The 22,049-nt window shown below is 63.1% G+C and carries 20 protein-coding genes; 6 read left to right on the plus strand and 14 right to left on the minus strand.

All coding sequences use genetic code 11. The annotated features are described in order from the left end of the window. Positions 1-20 precede the first annotated feature (20 nt). Positions 21-938, minus strand: coding sequence for a LysR family transcriptional regulator ArgP (locus tag ACNQOP_RS16480; RefSeq protein WP_416405166.1), 918 nt, complete (start codon positions 936-938; stop codon positions 21-23). A 68-nt stretch (positions 939-1,006) separates the two neighbouring features. On the opposite strand from ACNQOP_RS16480, the gene ACNQOP_RS16485 reads away from it, so the two are divergent. From ACNQOP_RS16485 to ACNQOP_RS16500, 4 genes are all read left to right on the plus strand, one after another. Beyond that, complete coding sequence (locus tag ACNQOP_RS16485) at positions 1,007-1,636, plus strand: LysE/ArgO family amino acid transporter (RefSeq protein ID WP_416405167.1); 630 nt, start codon at positions 1,007-1,009, stop codon at positions 1,634-1,636. An 81-nt stretch (positions 1,637-1,717) separates the two neighbouring features. Then, entirely contained in the window at positions 1,718-2,428 is a 711-nt protein-coding gene (locus tag ACNQOP_RS16490) for a response regulator transcription factor (protein ID WP_026543233.1), read from the plus strand. Positions 2,429-2,430: 2 nt separating this feature from the next. Continuing rightward, positions 2,431-3,897, plus strand: a complete 1,467-nt coding sequence (locus tag ACNQOP_RS16495; protein WP_349469885.1) for a HAMP domain-containing sensor histidine kinase — start codon at positions 2,431-2,433, stop codon at positions 3,895-3,897. A 135-nt stretch (positions 3,898-4,032) separates the two neighbouring features. Then, entirely contained in the window at positions 4,033-4,323 is a 291-nt protein-coding gene (locus ACNQOP_RS16500; protein ID WP_349469886.1) for a WXG100 family type VII secretion target, read from the plus strand. 119 nt (positions 4,324-4,442) lie between these two features. Here ACNQOP_RS16500 and ACNQOP_RS16505 read toward each other — a convergent pair whose 3' ends face one another. The 5 genes from ACNQOP_RS16505 to ACNQOP_RS16525 form a co-directional block, all read right to left on the minus strand. Further along, positions 4,443-5,495, minus strand: coding sequence for an RNase H family protein (locus tag ACNQOP_RS16505; protein ID WP_416405168.1), 1,053 nt, complete (start codon positions 5,493-5,495; stop codon positions 4,443-4,445). A 120-nt stretch (positions 5,496-5,615) separates the two neighbouring features. Beyond that, entirely contained in the window at positions 5,616-7,241 is a 1,626-nt protein-coding gene (gene groL / locus ACNQOP_RS16510) for a chaperonin GroEL (RefSeq protein ID WP_172324129.1), read from the minus strand. 324 nt (positions 7,242-7,565) lie between these two features. Next, positions 7,566-7,769, minus strand: a complete 204-nt coding sequence (locus ACNQOP_RS16515) for a cold-shock protein (RefSeq protein ID WP_011773737.1) — start codon at positions 7,767-7,769, stop codon at positions 7,566-7,568. A 170-nt stretch (positions 7,770-7,939) separates the two neighbouring features. Then, the gene (locus tag ACNQOP_RS16520; RefSeq protein ID WP_416405169.1) at positions 7,940-8,557 is read right to left on the minus strand and encodes a LytR C-terminal domain-containing protein; all 618 of its coding nucleotides are present in this window, start codon (positions 8,555-8,557) and stop codon (positions 7,940-7,942) included. 49 nt (positions 8,558-8,606) lie between these two features. Next, positions 8,607-8,942, minus strand: a complete 336-nt coding sequence (locus ACNQOP_RS16525) for a DUF3263 domain-containing protein (RefSeq protein ID WP_374111512.1) — start codon at positions 8,940-8,942, stop codon at positions 8,607-8,609. Between the two features lie 107 nt (positions 8,943-9,049). Between ACNQOP_RS16525 and ACNQOP_RS16530 the strand changes: the two genes are divergently transcribed. Then, the gene (locus ACNQOP_RS16530) at positions 9,050-9,817 is read left to right on the plus strand and encodes a uracil-DNA glycosylase (RefSeq protein ID WP_416405170.1); all 768 of its coding nucleotides are present in this window, start codon (positions 9,050-9,052) and stop codon (positions 9,815-9,817) included. Positions 9,818-10,049: 232 nt separating this feature from the next. Then, the gene (locus tag ACNQOP_RS16535; RefSeq protein WP_416405171.1) at positions 10,050-10,889 is read left to right on the plus strand and encodes a siderophore-interacting protein; all 840 of its coding nucleotides are present in this window, start codon (positions 10,050-10,052) and stop codon (positions 10,887-10,889) included. Between the two features lie 77 nt (positions 10,890-10,966). On the opposite strand, the gene ACNQOP_RS16540 is transcribed toward ACNQOP_RS16535, so the two are convergent. The 8 genes from ACNQOP_RS16540 to gcvP all read right to left on the minus strand — a co-directional run bounded on the left by ACNQOP_RS16540 (position 10,967) and on the right by gcvP (position 21,970). Continuing rightward, a complete protein-coding gene (locus ACNQOP_RS16540; RefSeq protein ID WP_235518916.1) occupies positions 10,967-12,454 on the minus strand; it encodes a threonine/serine ThrE exporter family protein in 1,488 nt (495 codons plus the stop codon). A gap of 28 nt (positions 12,455-12,482) precedes the next feature. After that, positions 12,483-13,799, minus strand: coding sequence for a peptidoglycan bridge formation glycyltransferase FemA/FemB family protein (locus tag ACNQOP_RS16545; protein ID WP_416405172.1), 1,317 nt, complete (start codon positions 13,797-13,799; stop codon positions 12,483-12,485). Positions 13,800-13,909: 110 nt separating this feature from the next. Further along, the gene (locus tag ACNQOP_RS16550) at positions 13,910-14,998 is read right to left on the minus strand and encodes a lipid II:glycine glycyltransferase FemX (RefSeq protein ID WP_416405173.1); all 1,089 of its coding nucleotides are present in this window, start codon (positions 14,996-14,998) and stop codon (positions 13,910-13,912) included. 94 nt (positions 14,999-15,092) lie between these two features. Next, entirely contained in the window at positions 15,093-15,914 is an 822-nt protein-coding gene (locus ACNQOP_RS16555) for a DNA/RNA non-specific endonuclease (RefSeq protein ID WP_416405174.1), read from the minus strand. A 38-nt stretch (positions 15,915-15,952) separates the two neighbouring features. After that, positions 15,953-17,353 (minus strand): L-serine ammonia-lyase, encoded by a 1,401-nt coding sequence (locus tag ACNQOP_RS16560; protein WP_416405175.1) that lies wholly within the window; start codon positions 17,351-17,353, stop codon positions 15,953-15,955. Positions 17,354-17,540: 187 nt separating this feature from the next. Next, positions 17,541-17,927 carry a glycine cleavage system protein GcvH gene (gcvH, locus tag ACNQOP_RS16565; RefSeq protein ID WP_257368931.1) on the minus strand — a complete coding sequence of 129 codons (387 nt, stop codon included), beginning with the start codon at positions 17,925-17,927 and terminating at the stop codon, positions 17,541-17,543. Between the two features lie 34 nt (positions 17,928-17,961). Further along, the gene (gene gcvT / locus ACNQOP_RS16570; RefSeq protein WP_416405176.1) at positions 17,962-19,110 is read right to left on the minus strand and encodes a glycine cleavage system aminomethyltransferase GcvT; all 1,149 of its coding nucleotides are present in this window, start codon (positions 19,108-19,110) and stop codon (positions 17,962-17,964) included. A 13-nt stretch (positions 19,111-19,123) separates the two neighbouring features. Next, positions 19,124-21,970 carry an aminomethyl-transferring glycine dehydrogenase gene (gene gcvP, locus ACNQOP_RS16575; RefSeq protein WP_416405177.1) on the minus strand — a complete coding sequence of 949 codons (2,847 nt, stop codon included), beginning with the start codon at positions 21,968-21,970 and terminating at the stop codon, positions 19,124-19,126. Positions 21,971-22,049 lie beyond the last annotated feature (79 nt).

Below are 22,049 nucleotides of genomic sequence, written 5' to 3' on the forward strand. Positions count from 1 at the left end.
GTGTCCGGTTTCAGGGACATTTACGGCCTCCTCAGATACTGGGCAGAAACGTCCCGTACCGTCTCGCTGAGGACGTCCAGGACCCTGGATGCCGTGCGCCACCGTTGCCAGTAAAGCGGAACATCGAACGGCTTGTCCGGTGCCAGCTCGACCAGCCGGCCGTCCGCTATGTCCGGCCCGCACTGCACTTCGGGGATCAGCCCCCAGCCAAGGCCCAGGCGGATGGCGTCGCCAAAATCGTGCGAGGCCGGAACGAAATGGCGGGGACCCCGGCGCTCGGGCACGCTCCCGGCCTCAGCCCACGACTGGACGAAAGCCCACTGATAGGTGTCCTTGCGATCGAAGTCGACCGTGGGGGCAGCGTTCAGCGACATCCCGTTGATGCCCTTCGGGAAATCAGGGAACCATCGCGCCAGATACTGCGGCGCAGCAACGGGAAGGTATCGCATGACCCCAAGGCTCTCGACGCGGCATCCTTGCACTGGTTCAGGGGTGGCCGTGACTGCTGCCATGACTGTTCCGGACCGCAACAGCGACGTTGAATGCTGTTCGTCATCCCGATGGAGGTCGAACGTCACCTTCAGCTCCTGCGGAACCTTTACCAGCGCCTGCAGGAACCACACGGCCAGCGAATCCGCGTTGACGACGATCGGCACGGCGAGTTCCGCTCCCTCCGAGCCCAAGCCAAGTTCCCTGCCCGCGTCGGCCTCGAGCTGCGCCACCTGGCGTGCCAGCCGCAAGACCACCTCTCCGGCTTCCGTTGCCTGCACGGGGTTGCTTCTCCGTAGCAGCACCCGGCCCGCCGCCTGCTCGAGCGCCTTGAGCCGCTGGGACACTGCCGACGGCGTGACATGGAGTTGGCGCGCGGCCGCGTCCAGCGTTCCCTCCGAGAGGACGGTGGCGAATGTGAGCAGCTGTTCGGACGGAAACTGGAACATTAGAACAGCTTACGCTGCATCAAAATACTTAGCTTGTCTAATGCTTGGCGCATCCGTAATTTCGAAGCGTGACTATTACTGACATCTCCCACTCCGCGGGCCTTGGGCTCGCCACAGGCCTGGCCCTCATCGTCGCGATCGGGGCACAGAATGCGTTCGTGCTTCGTCAGGGGATCCGTGGCGAACACATAGGTCCGATCGTCGCGGTATGTGCCCTCTCCGACGCCGTCCTTATCGCTGCCGGCGTTCTGGGCATCGGCGCCCTGGTCACTGCCGCACCGGCCGCCGTCGTCGTCCTTCGCTATGTGGGCGCAGCGTTCCTGGTGACCTATGGCCTGATGGCCGCACGGCGGGCCTTCCGCCCCCAGTCGCTGACCAGCGGCGGCCCGGACGACGGCGGCGCGAGGCGCGGCCTGGCGGGCGCCGTCGCCACCGTCCTGGCCCTGACCTGGCTCAACCCGCACGTCTATCTGGATATTGCCTTGATCGGCTCCCTGGCCACCGCGCAAGGAACTCCCCTGCAATGGTGGTTCGGCGCCGGGGCCATGCTGGGCAGTATTCTTTGGTTCTGCTCGCTGGGATTCGGTGCGCGGTACCTTCGTGGCTTCTTTTCGAGGCCCCGCTCCTGGCGGATCCTGGACGGCGGCATCGCCGTGACCATGGTGGCCCTGGGTGCGGGCCTGGTCCTCGGCGCATGATGCCGCCCGTGGACTTCGCGCGCAGTTTGCTCACATGCAGCATTCAGAAAACTCCCAGTTACTGGGAGGATCATGGGTGGCATGAAAAAGAACGGTCCCGAAGCCAAGCTTCTTGTGGTTGATGACGAACCCAACATTCGTGAGCTGCTGTCCACGTCGCTGCGTTTCGCAGGGTTCGAGGTAGTGGCCGCTTCCAACGGTCGCGAAGCTCTTGCTGCGGCCGATCTCCACGCCCCGGACCTCGCCGTCCTGGATGTCATGCTGCCGGATATGGACGGTTTTACCGTGACCCGGCGCCTCCGCGCGGCCGGCAAGCATTTCCCCGTCCTGTTCCTCACAGCGAAGGACGACACCGAGGACAAAGTCACGGGCCTCACCGTGGGCGGGGATGACTATGTCACCAAGCCTTTCAGCCTCGACGAGGTTGTAGCCCGTATCCGGGCCGTCCTCCGCCGTACCCAGCCGCTCGAAGACGATGACGCCGTCATCCGCGTCGACGACCTCGAACTCGACGACGACGCCCACGAGGTCCGTCGCGGCGGAACCGTCATCGAGCTGTCCCCCACGGAGTTCAAGCTCCTGCGCTACCTCATGCTCAATCCCAACCGGGTCCTTTCCAAGGCGCAGATCCTGGACCACGTGTGGGAGTACGACTTCAACGGCGATGCCTCAATTGTTGAGTCGTACATTTCGTACCTGCGCCGCAAGGTGGACATCGATCCCGACGCCGCCGCCCTCATCCAGACCAAGCGCGGCGTGGGCTACGTGCTGCGGACGGCTGAGAAGCGCTGACCTTGCTGCAACGCTGGAAGTCGGCCTCACTGAGGTCGCAGCTCGTCGCCATCATCATGGGTCTGCTCCTGCTGGCCCTGGCAGCGACGGGCGCGGGAACCCTGACCCTGGTCAAGAGCTACCTGCAGGGCCAGGTGGACGACAAGCTCAAGGCTGCAGTTGCCTTGGCGCAGGAGCAAGAGGGCTTCAACAAGCTGGCACAGCCCAACACGGCGACCCCTACTGACGCCGCCGTTCCCACGGACTACTCGCTGACGTTGTACATACCTGGCCTGGAACCGTATCCCTTCGGCGGCAGCCAAAGCGACCGCCCCGCGATCGCTAACATCACCCCCGCTGAAGCCAAGCTTCGCGGCAACACGCCCTATCAGGTCAAGGGCACTGCAGGCAGCAACTGGCGGGTGGTGGCGATAGCAGTCAACACCTCCGATGGCCGCAACGGCGTCATGATCATCGGCCTGCCGCTGACCCCGGTGGACAAAGTGATGGAGCACGCCGTCCTTGTGGTGGTCGGCGTCGGCCTTTTGACGCTGGTACTGGCCTTCTTCATTGCCACGTGGACCGTGGCCCGGTCCTTCAGGCCCCTGGCCAAAGTGGAAAAGACGGCTGCGGCCATCGCGGCCGGCGACCTGTCCCGCCGTGTTGAAATCGATAATCCACATACAGAAGTGGGCCGCCTCGGCGGATCACTGAACGCCATGCTGGCGCACATTGAGGCGTCGTTCGCAGCCCGGGCTGCTTCTGAGGGGCGGATGCGGCGCTTTGCGGCCGACGCCTCCCACGAACTCCGCACGCCCTTGGTCACCATCCGGGGCTTCTCGGAGCTCTACAGGCATGGCGCCCTGACCACGGAAGAAGATGTGGCCATGGCCATGGGCCGGATCGAAAGCGAAGCCAAACGGATGGGCTCCATGGTCGAAGACCTGTTGCTGCTGGCCAGGCTGGACGAGCAGCGGCCGCTGCAGCTCAAGCCCGTGGACCTGCACCTCCTGGCCCACGACGCCATGGTGGACACCAAAGCTTCCTCGGGCGACCGGACCATCACCCTGACAGGACTCGACGGCGGCTCCCCCGCCCCTGCCCCCGTGCAAGGTGACGAGGCCAAGCTCCGGCAGGTCATTGGGAACCTGGTGGGCAATGCCCTGCGATATACGCCGGAAGGCAGCCCGATCGAGCTTGCCGTTGGTGTCCGGAACACGCCCGCTGGCGCCGAGTCGGTCATCGAGATCCGTGATCATGGACCGGGAATTCCGGAAGACGAGACCAACAAGATCTTCGAACGCTTCTACCGCGCTGACACCTCGCGCACCCGCGAGACGGGTGGCAGCGGCCTTGGCCTGGCGATTGTGGCTGCCATCGTGGGCTCGCACGGCGGAAGCGTCCGTGTTTCAGAGACCGACGGCGGCGGCGCCACTCTGGTGGTCAGCCTCCCCTTCCACGAGGAACCCGCCGAGCTTCTCTCCACGTAGTACCGCACTTTCGACGCCGTTTTCCACATAGCGGCAGACGTTCGTTCCGCGGTTGAAGCCTGCTGCCTAGGCTCGATGGTGTGGCCCACACTTACCGCCGCACCATGCGGAACACCTTCGTCGAAAGGCACAACCATGTCCGTCATCTCCGTCGATACCGAGATGCTCCAGCTCAAGTCCGACAATGTCCGGGGAACTATTGACCGCATCAGTTCGGACGTTCACACCATGAAGCGCGGGCTTGAGGAACTTCAGGCAACATGGAAAGGAACTGCGGCCGCGAACTTTCATTCCCTGGTCCTGGAATGGTCCCTGACGCAAAGCAAGGTGGAGGCATCGTTGGCTTCCATCACCGTGGCGTTGTCCACTGCGGCCTCAAACTACGCCGAAGTCGAGCAGGGCAACACCCAGCGGTTCACCTACTAGGAACCGCCAGCCCGCCTGCACAGTCCCGCGCACTCCTGCGGGGCCGGATGTCTTCCCCTGAACTATCCGGCCCCGCAGGTCACGCCGCACCTGTTTGTCCTGGGTTGGCGTCGCTGTCTCTATGGCTCCAAGGTGCCCTGGTGGAACCTCAGCCGCCATTGGCCGCGGTCCAACATCCAGATCGAGCTGCGAAGCGCAGAGCCCGCGTGGGCGTAACTCCGGTAGTTCAGCAAAATGGTGGTTTCACTAAGGCGGTCGGCGCTCAGGAGCTCCAGCTCTCCCGGTTCGCCCGGGTCCTCTTCCAGCGCCATCATCATGGCATCCCGCGTCCAAAACCGGCCGGAACTGCCAATCTCCGCGAAGTCCGGGTGGAGCAGCACTCCGATCCTGCCAATGTCCGCCCTCACATCCGGCCTCAACAACTCCCGTTCCAGGGCAAGAACCGTTTCTTCCGGCGAAAGCTCCTGGGCCGATGCGTCACCTTCCAGCTCACTGAAAAGGTCCGCTTGGCCGAAGATGCCTGACTCGCCGAAGAGCGTCGGCTCAAAGTGCGGCCGGGAACTCCTGGGCGGCGCGGCAACGGCATTCGCAGAAATAGCCGTCGCGGTGGCGGCCCTGCCGGCGGTGACCGTCGCGGAGCTTGCTGCTGTCCCAACCGAGGTGGTTCCGGAGGACCCGGAACCCTCGGCCACCGAGTCATGCTTGGCGCCCGGGAAACCTGGTCCAACCCGCGGTGCGACGCCCTGTTGATACGCCACGGCGACAGCCCGGGCACGCTCATCCGCGGCTTCGTTCAGATCGTGTCCTGCGTGGCCCTTGACCCATTCGAAAGTGTATTTGCGGCCAACGATCGCCTGATCGATGTCCTTGAGGAGATCGACGTTGAGCACCGCCTTGCCGTCCGCCTTACGCCATCCTTTGCGCTTCCAGCCCGGCATCCATTTGGTGATGCAGTTGATGACATACTGGCTATCGCACAGGATCAGCAGTTCCTCGTGGGCAACATGGGCCGTGGAGCGGAAAAGATCCAGGACTGCCATCAGTTCGCCCTGGTTGTTGGTGCCATGTGGCCAACCTCCTGCATGCCAACAGGAGTCGTCAACGTACCAGGCCCAACCGGCCGGCCCAGGATTACCGAGGGCGGACCCGTCGGCGGCAGCAATAATCGTCATACCGTTAATCCTGCCAGAACCCACGGACACTAAAACCGTGGTAGGCAGCAAAACGGCGGCCCCCTCCAGTTGGTGGGGACCGCCGTCGTTAGCTCTGAAACGAAATGTTCAGCGAGGGGGCTAGAAGCCGCCCATGCCGCCCATGTCGTCGCCGCCCGGAGCCGGAGCGTTCTTCTCGGGCTTGTCAGCCACTACAGCCTCGGTGGTCAGGAACAGACCAGCGATGGAAGCAGCGTTCTGGAGAGCCGAGCGGGTGACCTTTACGGGGTCGTTGACGCCGGCAGCCAGGAGGTCTTCGTAGACGCCCGTGGCAGCGTTCAGGCCGTGGCCGGAAGGCAGGCCGCGAACCTTGTCGACGACAACGCCCGGCTCGAGGCCAGCGTTGAACGCGATCTGCTTCAGCGGAGCGTCGATGGCAACCTTGACGATGTTGGCACCGGTTGCCTCGTCACCCTGCAGGGTGAGGTTGGCGAATGCCTTGGCGCCTGCCTGGATGAGGGCTACGCCACCACCGGCAACGATGCCTTCTTCAACAGCAGCCTTGGCGTTGCGGACTGCGTCCTCAATGCGGTGCTTACGTTCCTTGAGCTCAACTTCGGTTGCGGCACCGGCCTTGATGACTGCAACGCCACCGGCCAGCTTGGCCAGGCGCTCCTGCAGCTTCTCGCGGTCGTAGTCGGAGTCGGAGTTTTCGATCTCGGCACGGATCTGGGCCACGCGGCCTGCGATCTGCTCGGCGTCGCCGGCACCTTCAACGATGGTGGTCTCGTCCTTGGTGACAACAACCTTGCGGGCGGTGCCGAGGAGTTCCAGGCCAGCGTTTTCGAGCTTGAGGCCAACTTCTTCGGAGATGACCTGGCCGCCGGTGAGGATGGCGATGTCGGCCAGCTGGGCCTTGCGGCGGTCACCGAAGCCCGGGGCCTTGACGGCGACGGACTTGAAGGTGCCACGGATCTTGTTGACGATCAGGGTGGCCAGGGCCTCGCCCTCGATGTCTTCGGCGATGATCAGCAGCGGCTTGTTGGACTGCATGACCTTCTCCAGAACCGTGACGAGTTCCTTCACGTTGGAGATCTTGGAGTTGACGATCAGGATGTACGGGTCTTCGAGGACCGTTTCCTGGCGCTCTGCGTCGGTGACGAAGTAAGCGGAGATGTAGCCCTTGTCGAAGCGCATGCCCTCGGTGAGCTCGAGCTCCAAGCCGAAGGTGTTGGATTCCTCGACCGTGATGACGCCTTCCTTGCCCACCTTGTCCAGGGCTTCGGCGATCAGGCTGCCGATTTCCGGGTCACCGGCGGAGATGGAAGCCGTGGCTGCGATCTCTTCCTTGGTTTCGATTTCCTTGGCAGAGGCCAGCAGTTCGTTGATGACTGCTTCAACAGCCTTCTCGATGCCGCGCTTGAGGGACAGCGGGTCGGCGCCGGCGGCAACGTTGCGCAGGCCTTCCTTCACCAGTGCCTGGGCGAGGACGGTTGCAGTGGTCGTACCATCGCCAGCGACGTCATCCGTCTTCTTGGCAACTTCCTTGACCAGTTCTGCACCGATCTTCTCGTAAGGGTCGTCCAGCTCGATCTCCTTGGCGATGGAAACGCCATCGTTGGTGATCGTGGGGGCGCCCCACTTCTTTTCGAGGACGACGTTGCGTCCACGCGGGCCGAGGGTGACCTTAACGGCGTCAGCGAGGATGTTCAGGCCCCGCTCGAGGCCGCGGCGTGCCTCTTCATCAAATGCAATGATCTTGGCCATAACGGCGGTAGTCCTTTCGGGACAGTCGTTAAGAAGGTACCTGTCAGATGCGGTGCCCGCGACGGACGGTCCTTTGCTTGCGGCCTATGTATGCCCCGCGCTCCGAACCTCACCACACCAAGGTTTTTCTTGATCCTCCAGCGATCCGGCAGCCGATCGGGACCGGCGTAAGCCGGGCCATACTTAGCAGTCGAACCGTAGGAGTGCTAAATCAATAATTAGCACTCGACCGGGGAGAGTGCAAGCAGGAATGCGTCTTTGCGACGGAAATCAAGGGGGTTTCAGCCATGAGCTGAGCCGGTCAGGCGTTGGCCTGCCCCAGAGCTAGGCGACGCGCACGCCTTCTGCCTGCGGCCCCTTCTGTCCTTCCCCCAATTCGAACTCCACCCGCTGGCCCTCCTCGAGGGCCCGGAAGCCATCCATCTGGATGGCGGACCAGTGCACAAAAACGTCGTCGCCGGACTCATCCACAGTGATGAATCCGTAGCCCTTTTCGGCGTTGAACCATTTGACGGTTCCCAATGCCATGATGCCCACACTTTCGCAGTAGCCAAGACCGGTTGCCGGGATCTCCGTACCGGAATCAATCCACTGTAACCACAGTCACTCCTGCGGCGCTGCCGGTGGGCGGCAGTGCTTCGGTTTTGTTATTGATGCTTAACCGAGTTGGGGCTCAAAGGTGCTCCTACAGCGGTCCGCTACTGGTATCCGGGACCGGCAACAACCACCAGGGGCTGCTGGATTTCCGGGGACTCAACGATCGACTGAATGCGCAGCAGGGTTCCCAACGCTTCAGCGTTGGCCTTCTGCGCAGGGGTGTTGTAGAAGATCACGGAGGTCTGCTGCGGCAGGCCACCCCAGTTCCCAACTGTGCTCAGCGTCCAGCCATCGCCCTGTACCAGACCGGCCACCCGGCCTGCCAGGCCAGCCGTGCCAGCGCCGTTGTAGACAGCCACGGGAATGGTCTTGTCTACCGGAGCCGAGGACGGAGTAGCGGACGGAACGTTGGACGGTGACGCCTCAGGGCTCGGTTCACCCGAAGCCGTGGGAGCCGGTTCGCTGGGCGCCGCAGAAGGCGAGGTATCAGTACTCTGCTGGGGTGCCGGCGTCGAGACATTCGAGGAGGCGCTGGGGCCCACCACGCCGAGGTTTGGAAGGATCAGGAAGGCCACCAGGCCCAGCACCAGAGCGACAGCTCCGACTGTGAGGACCGGCCACAAGGCAGGGCGGGCAGTCTCCTGGGCGTCGCGGTGGACGCCCTGGCGATTGGTGTTTTGCGGAACCTGGTCGAATTCATCCCTGGCAAATTTGGTCATGGTGAAGCGTTGTCCTTGCTGGTTGCTGCTGACAGATCAGCCTGGCGATTTACGCGTCGGACCCCAAGCGACGTGCCGTCCGCGCACGTTGGCGGGACGTACGTAGTCTACGCAATCTCTTGACGAGCATGGGATCGTGGGCCAACGCGTCCTCGGTATCGATCAGCGCGTTCAGGATCTGGTAGTAATGCGTAGCGGAGAGATCGAACAGCTCACGGATAGCCTGTTCCTTGGCGCCTGCGTACTTCCACCACTGCCGTTCAAGTGCCAGCATTTGCTGGTCGCGTTCACTGAGGGGCGATTCGCTGCGGGTTTCAGCCGCGAGGTCCTCGAGGGAAAAACCTGTCGCCTGCTGCGCCATCGGTTCCGGTGCTGGTTCCGCCACGGCATACTCCTTCGACGCTTGATGGGAAATTGTCCTACCCCTATGTTACGGGTGAATAACAACGCTGTCATTCGCCCCGCCTGGCAGGCGCGGGGGACAATGGCGTGATGACTGGCGAGGATGCACTGTTTGAACTTGAACCGGCTGGCGTGGCGGATAGCGACTTCGCGGAACTGATCGACCGTCCGCTGGAAGAGCTGATGGCGCCCGACTGGGCGGACGCCCTGTTGCCCGTGGAAGACCAACTCCGCGCCGCCCTCGCGTTCGTTGCCGGCCAGGCCGCCAAAGGGCGCCAGGTCCTGCCGGCAGCCGACAATCTCCTGCGCGCGTTCAAACAGCCGCTGGCTGACGTCAAAGTACTCATCCTCGGGCAGGACCCCTACCCAACCCCGGGACACGCCGTCGGCCTTTCCTTCGCTGTTTCAGGGACCACCCGACCCATCCCGCGGAGCCTCGCCAATATCTACCGCGAACTTCATGACGACCTCGGCCTGCCACCTCGGGTCCATGGCGACTTAAGCGAATGGACCCGCCAGGGCGTCCTCCTGCTGAATCGTGTCCTCAGCGTCGAAGCGGGAAATGCCGGCTCGCACCGCGGCAAAGGCTGGGAGGACATTACGACGGCGGCTGTCACCGCCGTCGCCGACCGAACCACCAGTACCGGGCAGCAACAGCCACTCGTCGCCATCCTGTGGGGGAAGGACGCTGAGGGTGTCGTGCCGCTGCTCAAGGGAGCGCCGTCGCTCGTGTCGGCCCATCCCAGTCCGTTGTCGGCGTCACGGGGCTTCTTTGGCTCCAAGCCGTTCAGCCGGGCCAACGAGCTTCTGGCCCAGCAGGGCGCCGGGCCGATCGACTGGGAGTTGCCGGTCCTCTAGCGCTCAGCCGCCAAAGGCCGCGAAGCGTACGGAACGTGAGCGAGCGTCCGCCCCAAGCGTACGGAACGTGAGCGAGCGTTTGCCCCAAGCGTACGGAACGTGAGCGAGGGTTTGCGCGAAGCGTACGGAACGTGAGCGAGCGTCCGCCCCAAGCGGACGGAACGTGAGCGAGGGTTTGTAACGTTCGGCCCTATCCAGCAGACGTCCAGCGCACTAGCTTAGGCTTGCCTATATGGCCGCTCTCCCCGTCACCTCGTCCGCTACCCGCAATACCCGCCCACAGGTCTCCCTGACCGTGCTCAGGAAAGAACTCCTTTCCCCACACATGGTGCGGATCGTGGCCGGCGGGCCGGGGTTCAGCGATTACGCAAACAACGACTACGTGGACCGCTACGTCAAAATCGTTTTTCCCCAGCCGGGCGTCGACTACGACTTCCCGCTGGACCTCTGGACCATCCGCGAGACCATGCCGCGCGAGCAATGGCCGCACACCCGGACCTACACCATCCGCTGGGTGGACATGGCTGCGCAGGAGCTGGCGATCGACTTTGTTGTCCATGGTGACGAGGGACTTGCCGGACCGTGGGCTGCAGCAGCCGAACCAGGTGAAACGCTGGTCTTTACGGGCCCCGGCGGTGGCTACAATCCCGACCCCGACGCCGACTGGTACCTTTTCGCCGGCGACGACGCCGCCATCCCAGCGGTTGCCGCTTGCGTGGAGGCACTGGCTGCTGACGCACGCGGCGTTGCTTACCTGGAGGTGGACAGTGAGGCGGACATCTTGCCTATCGCGGCACCTGCCGGCCTGGAACTGCGCTGGCTGCTGCGCGGCGGCGTGCCTGCCGGCTCCAGTGACCTCCTGCTCGAAGCCCTAAGGACCACCGAGTGGCTGCCCGGCAAAGTGGACGTCTTCGCCCACGGCGAGCGGGGCTACATGAAGGGTCTTCGGGAGATTTTCTTCGTCCAGCGGGGCTTGGAACGTTCGCAGGTTTCCCTGTCGGGGTACTGGGCACAGGGGCGCGTCGAAGAGGTCTTCCAAGCTGAGAAGAAGCTCCCCGTAGGGAAGATCTAGCAACTCGGGTTTGCAAACAAGTAATGCCCCTAAGAAACCTTCTTAAGGGCATTACCTGTACACAAACTTTTGGGAGGTTAGCGCCGACGCACCCTGCGGCGTTCGTTGCTGGACAGGCCCTTCGTCAGCGGCCTGGCCAGGTTGTCGCCGAGCACGATACCCGCGGCCACTCCCAGGACAATCGCTCCGGCGTTAAGCATCCCGCCGGCACCGGCCAGGAAGTCGCCCCCTTCAACGGTGAGGGCATACATCGAACGGAAGATCGTCAGGCCGGGCAGCAGGATCAAAGCCGCGGGCACAGCGACAACCAGCTGGGGAGCACCCAACTTCAGGGCAACCACACGGGCCAGCAAACCGATGACCACCGCTGCGACAGCGGGCGACAAACGATCGCCGAGACCGGCTTGGCCGACCCCCCACAAAACGAAGAAGCCCACTATGCCGACTGCCGCCGTCGGAATCAGCAACCGCATCTGGGTTTGTTCCGTGACGCCGATGGCAACCACCGCGACGGCGATGAGGACGGCGCGCCCCCACAACGGATACGCGTCGGGGAATGTTTGCGTGACATCCAGTACAGCGCTGCCCATGAGGGTGCCCACCACGACGGCGACACCGATCCCTGCCACGATCGCCCCGAAGGTGAGCAGCGTGGAGAGGAACCGACCCGCGGCGGTGACCGGGAAGCCGTTGATCGCATCCTGTACCGACGACACGAGTCTGCCCGTTGGGAGCAGCAGCAGGATTCCGCCCGCCACCACTATGGAGGGAGCGATGTCCACACCTGCCCAGCGGAGCATCAAGGCAATGAAGGTGACCAGGAACGCGCACGCCATGGTGTTGAAGAAGTCCGCCGTCCTCCACCTGGCCAGTTGGCGGGAAAGCAGGCTGATCAGGATGTTGGAGCAGAAGGCCACCGCTGATGCGCCGAGCCCACCGCCCAAGACGCCAACGAAGACAGCTGCGAAGATACCGAACGCTATGGTCACCATCCATCGAGGGAAGGGCTTGGCGCTGCGGATAATTTCGTTCAACCGGCGCACGGCTTCGTCGCGGCCCACTCCCCCGGCCACAATGTCTGTGACCAGTTGGTGCACCTGCGCCAAGCCTGCGTAGTTGTTTGTCCAGGAGCGCACCACACGGAGGAGCGTGATGGGCGTCTGGTCCTTGGGCGCATAGTTGATGGCCACCGACTGGTTGGTGATGTCCACTTCAACGTTCTTCAGGCCCAAGGCAGCCGTAACGGCAATCATGCTCGTCTCGACTTCCAAGGCGCCGGCACCGTATCGGAACATGACTTCAGCCAGGTGCAAGGCAAAGTCGATGGTCTTGCGGGCGGATGCATCCACACCAACCACCTGGATGGTGGGGTTGGCGTACGGGCTGCCCGCCAGCCGGTCCACAATGTTCATGGGAGCCGTCGGTGGGCTATCGCCTTGCACCAGGCGCATCAGCATGCGTTTGGCGTTGACGTTCTGCCGGACCTGCGACGGCCTAAGCGGCTGGGTCTTGGGCAAACCGTCCGTGTGCGGCCTGCTCGCTGACCCCTCGGGGCGTTCAGTCACGCGGTGATCCTCCCCTGCGCTTGTGTGATTAGTGGTTCCTCCGGAGCTTTCCTACAACCGGCAATTTCTCAAGTGGCAATCGTCCCAGAACTGTCTGGGCGGCCCCTGCAAGCTTCCTGGCCACGCGGTAGGCGTTGAACGTGAGCGGGTTCACCGGAGCCACGAAGTCGCCAATCAGCTGGACCACCTCGCCGCCAAACCCCTTTTTGAATTCATACCCACCGTGACCGGTGTCGTCCTGGCCTTGGATGCCGAACGTGCCGTAGAAGTTGTACCGCGAGTACCCGTTGTTCAGGGCGTGGAGCATCATGCCCCAGTACAGGGACGTGGCGCCGTTGAAGTAGATGTAGTCCTGCACCGTGCCACCGATAACGCAGGTCAGTTCGTCGCCGGAGCACGCGAAGTGGATGGCCGCCACCGTGGCAACCCCCACGGAATCGGGGAAACGCTCGATGTCCTTGAGGCTGCGCTCGTAGCTGTCCACGAGGTCCTGGACCACCTTGACGCGGTTGGCCTTCTTCTTGCTGCCGGTCTCCTCGACTTCACGTTTCAGTTCGGCCAGTGTCTTGGATTCAGCTTCGAGCCGCTCCGTGATGGACGCGCGGTACTCGGGGATGTTGATCTTGGCCATCATGAGCTTGGTGAACTCATCGGAGGTGTTCCGGAGCAGCTGCTCGTAGTACTCCCGCTCGCGGTACGTGAAGCCCTTCTCGTCGCCTGCGGTGCTCAGCGCGGTGTAGAAGTCGTCCAGCGTCTCCAGCGTGGCCTGTTCAAGGTAGACGCCGTTCTTCTCAGCCTTCCGGATCGCCTTGCGGGTGCGGTAGTTCATGCCCATGATGAGCTCTTCGGAGTCCGCGAAACCATCGAGCTGCTTGATGAACATCCAGTTGATATTGGCGAAGTTCATGTCGAAGCCCTGGTGCTTGAAACCGAGGCCCTCGAGTTCCTTCAACAGCGGCCGGTTGTCTTCGATCTCCGGGTGCTCGGCGCCGTCCTCATCACGGGCGATGTAACGGACGTTCGGCGAGATGCGCAGTTCCGCCGCTTTCTTTGAAGCGGCATGCTTCTTCAACTGCTCGACGACGAAGCGAACCACTGCCGGGTCGTTGTAGTCCATCAGTGGTCCCTTGGCACAGTCCGCGGTTTTGTAGCCAAAACGGTTGGACGTGTAGACGAGCTTTCCCGCAGCAATGAGGCTGCCGGCGCGGGTTACGCCAAAGAGCTCGACCTCCTGGCCACGGGCGCGTTGGAAGCGCGTCAGGTCCATGGACTGGATGAAGCTCCCCTGTGGGTGTCCCTTGGCGAACGTCTCGAAATCAGCGTCACTGAGAATCGCGAATTCCATGTCGGTTCCAGCCTCGATCGGAGTCAAAGAAATTACCTCACCTAGATTAGATTTGCGCCCGTTGGTGGCCGGGGCGGGCCTGTGGGTTGGCTTGCTGGCTTGGGTGTCCGTCAGTAGAACTGACCGCCGGTGCGCATGGTTTCGAGCCTTCTGAACACCTTCTCTGCACCCTTGAGCCACAGCTTGTACCGGACAGGGCCCAGCACGAGGTCGTAGCAGCCCACGAAGTCCGTAACGGTCTTGGTGAAGCTCGTCTTGAACGATCCCAGGCCGTAGAGCGGGTGGCTCTTGTCCTTGATCCTGGCAGCTGGGGGTGTGCCGCAGAAGTCGTATTCCACGCAGCCGAGCTCCTGCATGCGCTGGATGGCTGCCCATTGGACCAAGTGCGAGTCGCCATACTGTTTACGGTTCTGCGTGGAACCGCCGTCCTTGTAAGTTGCCTTGGAACCGTAGTTGATGACGAAAGCGCCAACGCTCGGGGCACCGTCCTCGTAGACGAAGAAGAAGTGTCCCTGGCCCCGACTGCAAAACTCTTCCCAGAAGGTGGCGTAGTACTCGTAGCTTCGCAGCGGCATGGCGCCCTTGGCGTTCATGGTGTTCTGCATCAAGGCGTAGAGCTTCTTGTAGCTGTCCTGGCCCGGCTCTGCTTCCACAACTTCGCAGCCTTCGCGCTCCGCCCTTCGGACCGCATTGCGGGCCCGGGACGAAATACTCCGCAGGACTTCGTTCGCCGGGGCGGAGATGTCCAACAACGCCGTGGAATCGTTGGACTGGATATTCGGAGCCTTGACCAGGCCAGACGCCTTCAGCTTCGCGACCACCTCAGGTGACTCCACGACGTCGGGCTCGATCTTAATGGTGAAGACGTTCATCTTCTGTTCCCGCGCCAACGCCGCCACCGCCCTGAGCATGGGCTCGATCTCGTCCGCCGAGGCAGCATCTGGTCCCTTGATCAGGTACCAGAGCCGGCCGAGAACGGGGAACTTCTTCTCCAGCAGCAGGTTGTAGCTGGCGTACCCGGCGGTTTCCACCACCACGCGGCGGACCAGCCAGCCGTTGCCATCCTTGACTGCGGCGTAGGCGTCCGACTGCAGCATGTTGCCGCCGTTCGGATTGGCCGTGACGTGCTTGTCCCAGTTATCGGTTTCCTCGGCGGTGGCAAAGCGGGCAGTAAATTCTCGCAAGGTGGCCGTGTCCAATCTCAGGGTTTTGGTGCAGTGTTCAAAAGCGTGATGCGCATGCGGACATGCAGCCCCAAGTCTATCGGGCTGAGAAAAATCGTCAGGTTCCGCGCTACAACCGGATCTGATCCGCGCTTTCCAACCTGATGGCCTTCGGCGCCTTTCCAAGTTCCCGCTGGCCGCTGGCCAGACGATCTGCGTTCACCAACCGGCTGAGGCTGAGCCCGGTCAGATCCGCAATCTCCCCAATGGGCACCTGGAACGTCCGGAACGGCCCCAGCGGCGGCGGTTCGCCTTCCAGGAGCCGCTGGTCGATGGCCCGTTTCAGCTCTACTTTGCCCAGGAGCGGCGACTGGTCCAGGACGAATCCCGCGGCCGCCAGTTTGGCATCACTGGTCCACGCAGCGATCTTCCAGAATTTCCGTGGAACCTGCACGCCCCTGTACGGGGGGTCGTCGTCGAGAAGAACCGGCCCCGTGAAGACGCTGAGCTTGGCATCGTAGGCATCAGCGTGTTCCAGGACATGGTCCTCCAGCCCCACCCACAGTTCCTTGCCTTGGTTGAAGTCATCAACCTGCGGCGCAGCATTGGTGAACACGAAGGTGTCCTGGTTGGCCTTTTTGGCGGTGGCAGGATCTCCCCACACCGGGTCCAGACGCCGCACCAGATGCCCGCGGTCAAACGCGTTGTTCTTGTAGACGTCCGGACCGGCCTGCTGCTCCCGGGGAATCCGGTCATCGAAATGCCAGGTACCTTCACGGGCCAGCGGGTTCAGCTCCTTGCCGTTGATATTGACCCCCACGATCGCCGCGAGCTTCCGGGAAACCCGGAAACGCACGGAGAAGTGGATGTAGTCCAAAAGAGTCGTCGTCGCCGACGGACTGGGCAGCTCAAGGCGTGCCCGCAAAAAATCCCTGTCGTATCCCCCGCTCATGGATACAGCATGGCACTAGGCACCGACAGTAAACAGACTCAGCATTCGACGACGTTGACGGCGAGGCCGCCCATCGCTGTTTCTTTGTATTTGTGGGACATGTCCTTGCCCGTTTCACGCATGGTCACGATCACCTCGTCCAACGAGACCCGGTGCGTCCCGTCACCCCACAACGCCATCTTCGCCGCGTTGATCGCCTTCGCCGCAGCGATCGCGTTCCGCTCGATACACGGGATCTGCACCAACCCGCCGATCGGATCACACGTCAGCCCCAGGTTATGTTCCATCGCGATCTCCGCCGCGTTCTCCACCTGACCCGGGGAACCACCCATCACCTCAGCCAAACCCGCAGCAGCCATCGACGACGCCGACCCGACCTCACCCTGACAACCCACCTCAGCACCCGAAATAGACGCCTGCTCCTTGTACAACACACCCACCGCACCGGCAGCGAGCAGGAACTTCACCACCACATCGTCCTTATCAGCCTGGGTCGCTTTATCCATGCCCGGGGCGTAATTCAACGCGTAATACAACACCGCCGGAATGATCCCCGCAGCACCATTGGTCGGAGCCGTGACCACCCGCCCACCGGAGGCGTTCTCCTCATTGACCGCCAACGCGATCAGGTTCACCCACTCCTGCCAGTACTTCGGATCGTTCCGGTCCTTGTCCTCCTTCAGGAGCCGCTCCAACCAATCCGGCGCACGACGACGGACTTTCAACCCACCCGGCAACACACCCTCACGCTGCAAGCTGGTTTCAACACAAGCCTCCATCACAGCCCAAATATGCAGCAGACCCTCCCGGATCTCCTCCTCCGACCGGGACGCCCGCTCATTGATGAACATGATGTCGCTGATCCCCAAACCCTTGGACGCGCACCGGCCCAACAACTCCGCCGCCGTCCGGAACGGCAACGGCAACTCCTTCTTGGACTCCTCCAACTCCGCCTGCGCCGCGGACTCCTCACCCTCCCGGACAATGAACCCACCACCGACCGAAAAGAACGTCGCTTCCTTCAGCACATTGCCCCCGGCATCGGAGACAGCAAACTTCATCCCATTCGTATGCCGCGGCAACACCGTCAACGGATGCAAAACCATGTCCTCCACCGCATACGGCAACAGAACCTCACCAGCCAGGTTGAGCTTCCCCGTCTCCGCAATCGACGCCAACCGTGCCTCCACCTCATCGGGAAGGATCAACTCCGGCTCAAAACCCTCAAGCCCCAACAGGGTCGCAGTGAACGTCCCATGCCCACGACCGGTCGCCGCCAACGACCCATACAGGTCCACCCGCAACGACGCCACCGAATCAAGGACGCCAGCGTCCTTCAACTCAGAAGCGAACACCGCCCCGGCACGCATCGGGCCCACCGTATGCGAACTCGACGGACCAATGCCTACAGAGAACAGATCGAAAACACCAACAGCCATAGCCGTGATTCCTTCATAAAAACTTGAGATGTCCCGGCAGATGGTCCTGCCGGATGGCCGCTCCCGCTTGTGGCGGAAGTCAACCGAAGCACGACGCCGGATGGCCCCCAAAGGCGGCAACCCGGCGTCGCAATTTTTCAGTTACTGGTTACCACGCTACGCCCATGGAGCTCGCGCGGCGGGATACCTAGGACAGGTCTCCGCCATTCTTGGAGGCGTATTCCTCGGCGGAAAGCAGCGGACCGTCGGCCTCGGCGGCCACCTTGAACAGCCAGCCTGCACCGTAGGGATCGTTGTTGATCAGTGCGGGGTCGGAAACAACGGCGTCGTTGATTTCGGTGACCTCGCCGGTGACGGGCGAGTACAGGTCCGAGACCGACTTGGTGGACTCAACTTCGCCACAGGTTTCGCCTGCGGTCACAGTGGAACCGACCTCCGGAAGGTCAACGTAGACAATGTCGCCCAGGGCGTCGGTGGCAACCTCGGAGATACCAACAGACACCGAGTTCCCTTCGCCGCGGGAAACCCACTCGTGTTCGTCGGAGTACTGAAGTTCGGGCGCTACTTTGGGCATTCTGTTTCCTAACGTGTGGTGAATGAAAAACTGGCTACTTTTGGCGCTTGTAGAACGGCAAGGCAACGACCTCGAAAGGCTCGGCCTTGCCGCGAAGGTCGATGTCCAGGGCGGTTCCAACCTCGGCAAACTCGACGTCGACATACGCCAACGCTACCGGGTAGCCGAGCGTCGGGCTGGGCTGGCCGGAGGTCACTTCGCCAACAACCGCTCCGTCCTTCAGGACCGGGTAGTGGCTGCGTCCGGCGCGGCGCCCCAGGCCCTTGAGGCCAACGAGCTTGCGGCCGGTGGTGGACCCGGCCCCGTCCGCCTTCAGGGCAGCCAGGGCTTCCTTGCCCACGAAGTCGCCTTCCTTGGACAGCGCAACCACGGGCCCAAGTCCTGCGGCGAAGGGGTTGCCCTCACGGGAAAGTTCGTTGCCGTAGAGGGGCATGCCCGCTTCGAGCCGGAGGGAGTCGCGGGATGCGAGGCCGGCGGGGATGAGCTCGCCGTCATCCGCGACTGCGGCAATGGCCTGCCACAGGGCTGCGGCGGATTCATTGGGCACGAAGATCTCGAAGCCGTCCTCGCCCGTGTAGCCGGTGCGGGCCAGGAGCAGGTCCTGGCCGCTGCCGGCTACCAGGAACGTGACCTCGACGGCGGCGTAATACTTCAGTTCCGTGACCAGGGAGTGCTGCTCGGCAGGCACGAGCCGCAGCAGGATCGATTCCGCAAGGGGACCCTGGACGGCGATGAGTGAGGTCTCGGCGGAGGCGTCCTGAACCACAACGTCGAATCCGGCGGCCCGTTCGGCAAGGGCGTCAGCCACTACCTTCGCGTTGCCCGCGTTGGGGACTACGAGGAACTTGTCCTCACCTTCTTCGGGTGAGGGGCGACGGTAGGTGATGAGGTCATCGATGATGCCGCCGTCTTCCTGGCAGATCAGCGAGTACTTGGCCTTGCCGTCGGCCATGGCGGAGATTTTGCCTACCAGGGCGTAGTCCAGGAACGCAGCAGCTTCCGGCCCGGTGACCCAGACTTCGCCCATGTGGGAGAGGTCGAACAGGCCTGCGGATTTGCGGACGGCGTGGTGCTCAGCCAGCTCCGAGGAGTACTTGAGCGGCATTTGCCAGCCACCGAAGTCGGTGAAGGAGGCGCCGAGTTTCTTGTGCTCTTCGTAGAGGGCCGTGTAGTTCTCAGTCATTTTCCGGAACCCCCTAGTTCTCGAAGTCTTCGATGGGCGGGCAGGAGCAGACCAGGTTGCGGTCTCCGGCTGCGCCGTCGATGCGGCCAACGGGCGGGAAGTACTTGTCCTGCTTCAGGTGGTGGACCGGGAAGGCAGCCTGCTCACGCGGGTAGGCGCGGTCCCAGTCGGAACTTACGACGGCGGCTGCCGTGTGGGGCGCGCGGCGAAGCGGGGAGTCCTGCACGGAGAAGTCACCGGCAGCGACCTGGTCGATTTCCTTGCGGATGGTGATCATGGCTTCGATGAAGCGATCGATCTCCACGAGGTCTTCGGACTCGGTGGGCTCCACCATCAAGGTCCCTGCAACCGGGAAGGCGAGCGTGGGGGCGTGGAAGCCGAAGTCAATGAGGCGCTTGGCCACATCTTCAGCGGTGACGCCGGTCTTGGCCGTCAGTTCCCGCAGGTCCAGGATGCACTCGTGTGCCACGAGTCCACCTTCGCCGGTGTAGAGCACCGGGAAGTGGTCGTTGAGGCGGGACGCGATGTAGTTCGCAGCGAGCAGCGCGGACTTGGTTGCTTCGGTGAGGCCCTGGCCACCCATGAGCTTCACATATGCCCAGGAGATCGGCAGCACACCGGCGGAACCAAAGCGGGATGCGGAAATCGGAACGTCGTTGCCTTCGGTCCAGGAAGCCGCATCGCCCGGCATGAACGGTGCCAGATGTGCCTTGGCAGCAACCGGACCAACGCCGGGACCGCCACCGCCGTGCGGGATGCAGAAGGTCTTGTGCAGGTTCAGGTGCGAGACATCGCCACCGAACTTGCCGGGCTGGGCAAGGCCAACAAGGGCGTTGAGGTTGGCACCGTCGATGTAGACCTGCCCGCCGGCTTCGTGGATGGCGTCGCAGACTTCGCGGACGTCGGCATCGTAGACACCGTGCGTGGACGGGTAGGTGATCATGATTGCCGAGAGGGCGTCGCGGTTGGCCTCGATCTTGGCCTTGAGGTCCACGTGGTCGATGGTGCCATCCGGCGCGGTGGCAACGACCACCACCTTCATGCCCGCCAGGACGGCAGAGGCAGCGTTGGTGCCGTGGGCGGAAGCCGGGATGAGGCAGACGTTGCGCTGCTCGTCACCGTTGGAGTGGTGGTAGCCGCGGATCGCGAGGAGCCCGGCGAGTTCACCCTGGGAACCGGCGTTCGGCTGGATGGAGACCTGGTCGTAGCCGGTGATCTCGGTCAGCTGTGCCTCGAGGTCGGTGATGAGCTCACGCCAGCCTTCGGTCTGGGAGTCCGGCGCGAACGGGTGGATGGAAGCGAACTCCGGCCAGGAGATAGCTTCCATTTCAGCCGTGGCGTTGAGCTTCATGGTGCACGAACCCAGCGGGATCATGGTGCGGTCCAGCGCGAGGTCCCGGTCGGACAGCTTGCGGATGTAACGCAGGAGCTGGGTTTCGGAGCGGTGGGTGTTGAACACCGGGTGCTGCATGAAGTCGCTGGTGCGCTCAACGGAGGATTCCAGCGCGAAGCCTTTAACGGCTTCAGTTACCGAAGCGCCGAAGACGCTTGCGACGTCGGCGACAATCGCCGTCGTTGTTGTTTCATCCACTGAGATGCCAACCGTGTCGGCGTCGACGCCGCGCAGGTTGATGCCCTTGGCTTCAGCTGCGGCCACCAGCTCGGCGGCCTTGCCCGGGACGTGGACCGTGATGGTGTCGAAGAACGAGCCGTGGAGGACCTCGACGCCGGCAGCCTTCAGGGATGCGGCCAGGGTCCGGGCGTGGTCGTGGGCGGTCTCCGCGATTGCCTTCAGTCCCTCGGGGCCGTGGTAAACCGCGTACATGGAGGCCACAATCGCCAGGAGTGCCTGGGCTGTACAGATGTTGGACGTAGCCTTCTCGCGGCGGATGTGCTGCTCGCGGGTCTGCAGCGCCAAGCGGTAGGCGGGGACACCGGCGTCGTCCTTGGAAACGCCTACCAGGCGGCCGGGCATGGAGCGCTCCAGGCCCTTCTGGACGGCCATGTACGCGGCGTGCGGGCCGCCGAAGAACAGCGGCACGCCCAGGCGCTGGGCGGAACCGACAGCGATGTCGGCGCCCTGCTCGCCCGGAGGGGTGATGAGCGTGAGGGACAGGAGGTCGGCGGCGACCGTGACCAGCGCGCCGCGCTCTTTGGCTTCAGCAATGACGGCGGAGTGATCGAACACGCGGCCGGAAACGCCGGGCTGCTGGAGGACGACGCCGTTGATGGCACCTTCCGGAAGACCGGCGCTCAGGTCGGCTACCTCAACTTCGAAGCCGAGCGCTTCCGCGCGGCCCTTCACGATCGCAATGGTCTGCGGCAGGCAGTCGGCGTCGAGGACAGTCTTGCCGTCCTGGGCGGACTTGTTCTTGTTGGCGCGGCGCATCATCAGCACGGCTTCGGCCACAGCCGTTGCTTCATCCAGGAGGGAAGCGTTGGCGATGGGCAGGCCCACCAGGTCCTGGACCATGGTCTGGAAGTTGAGGAGCGCTTCGAGGCGGCCCTGGGAGATTTCCGGCTGGTACGGGGTGTAGGCGGTGTACCAGGCCGGGGACTCGAGGATGTTGCGGCGGATCACCGGCGGCGTGACGGTGTCGTAGTAGCCCTGGCCGATCATTTGCACGGCGGTCTTGTTCTTGGAGGCGAGCTTGCGGAGCTCGGCAAGGACTTCGACTTCGCTCAGGGCGTTCTGCAGGGTGAGGGCGACGTCCTGGCGGATGTCGTTGGGGACGGCGGTGTCGACCAACGCGTCAACGGTGTCGTAGCCCACGGACTTGAGCATGGTCTCAATGTCGGCCTGGCGGCGGGCGCCAATATGCCGATCAACAAAGGTGGTGGAGGCAGAACTAACCGTCACGAAGGAACTCCATTACTTGGGCGGCGTTTGGGTACGCCACAGTGGCTGGGTTCCTCCCCGCTCTGTATTGGACCTGAGA

The sequence above is a fragment of the Arthrobacter sp. LFS091 genome, assembly GCF_047977885.1.
Lineage (GTDB): Bacteria > Actinomycetota > Actinomycetes > Actinomycetales > Micrococcaceae > Arthrobacter.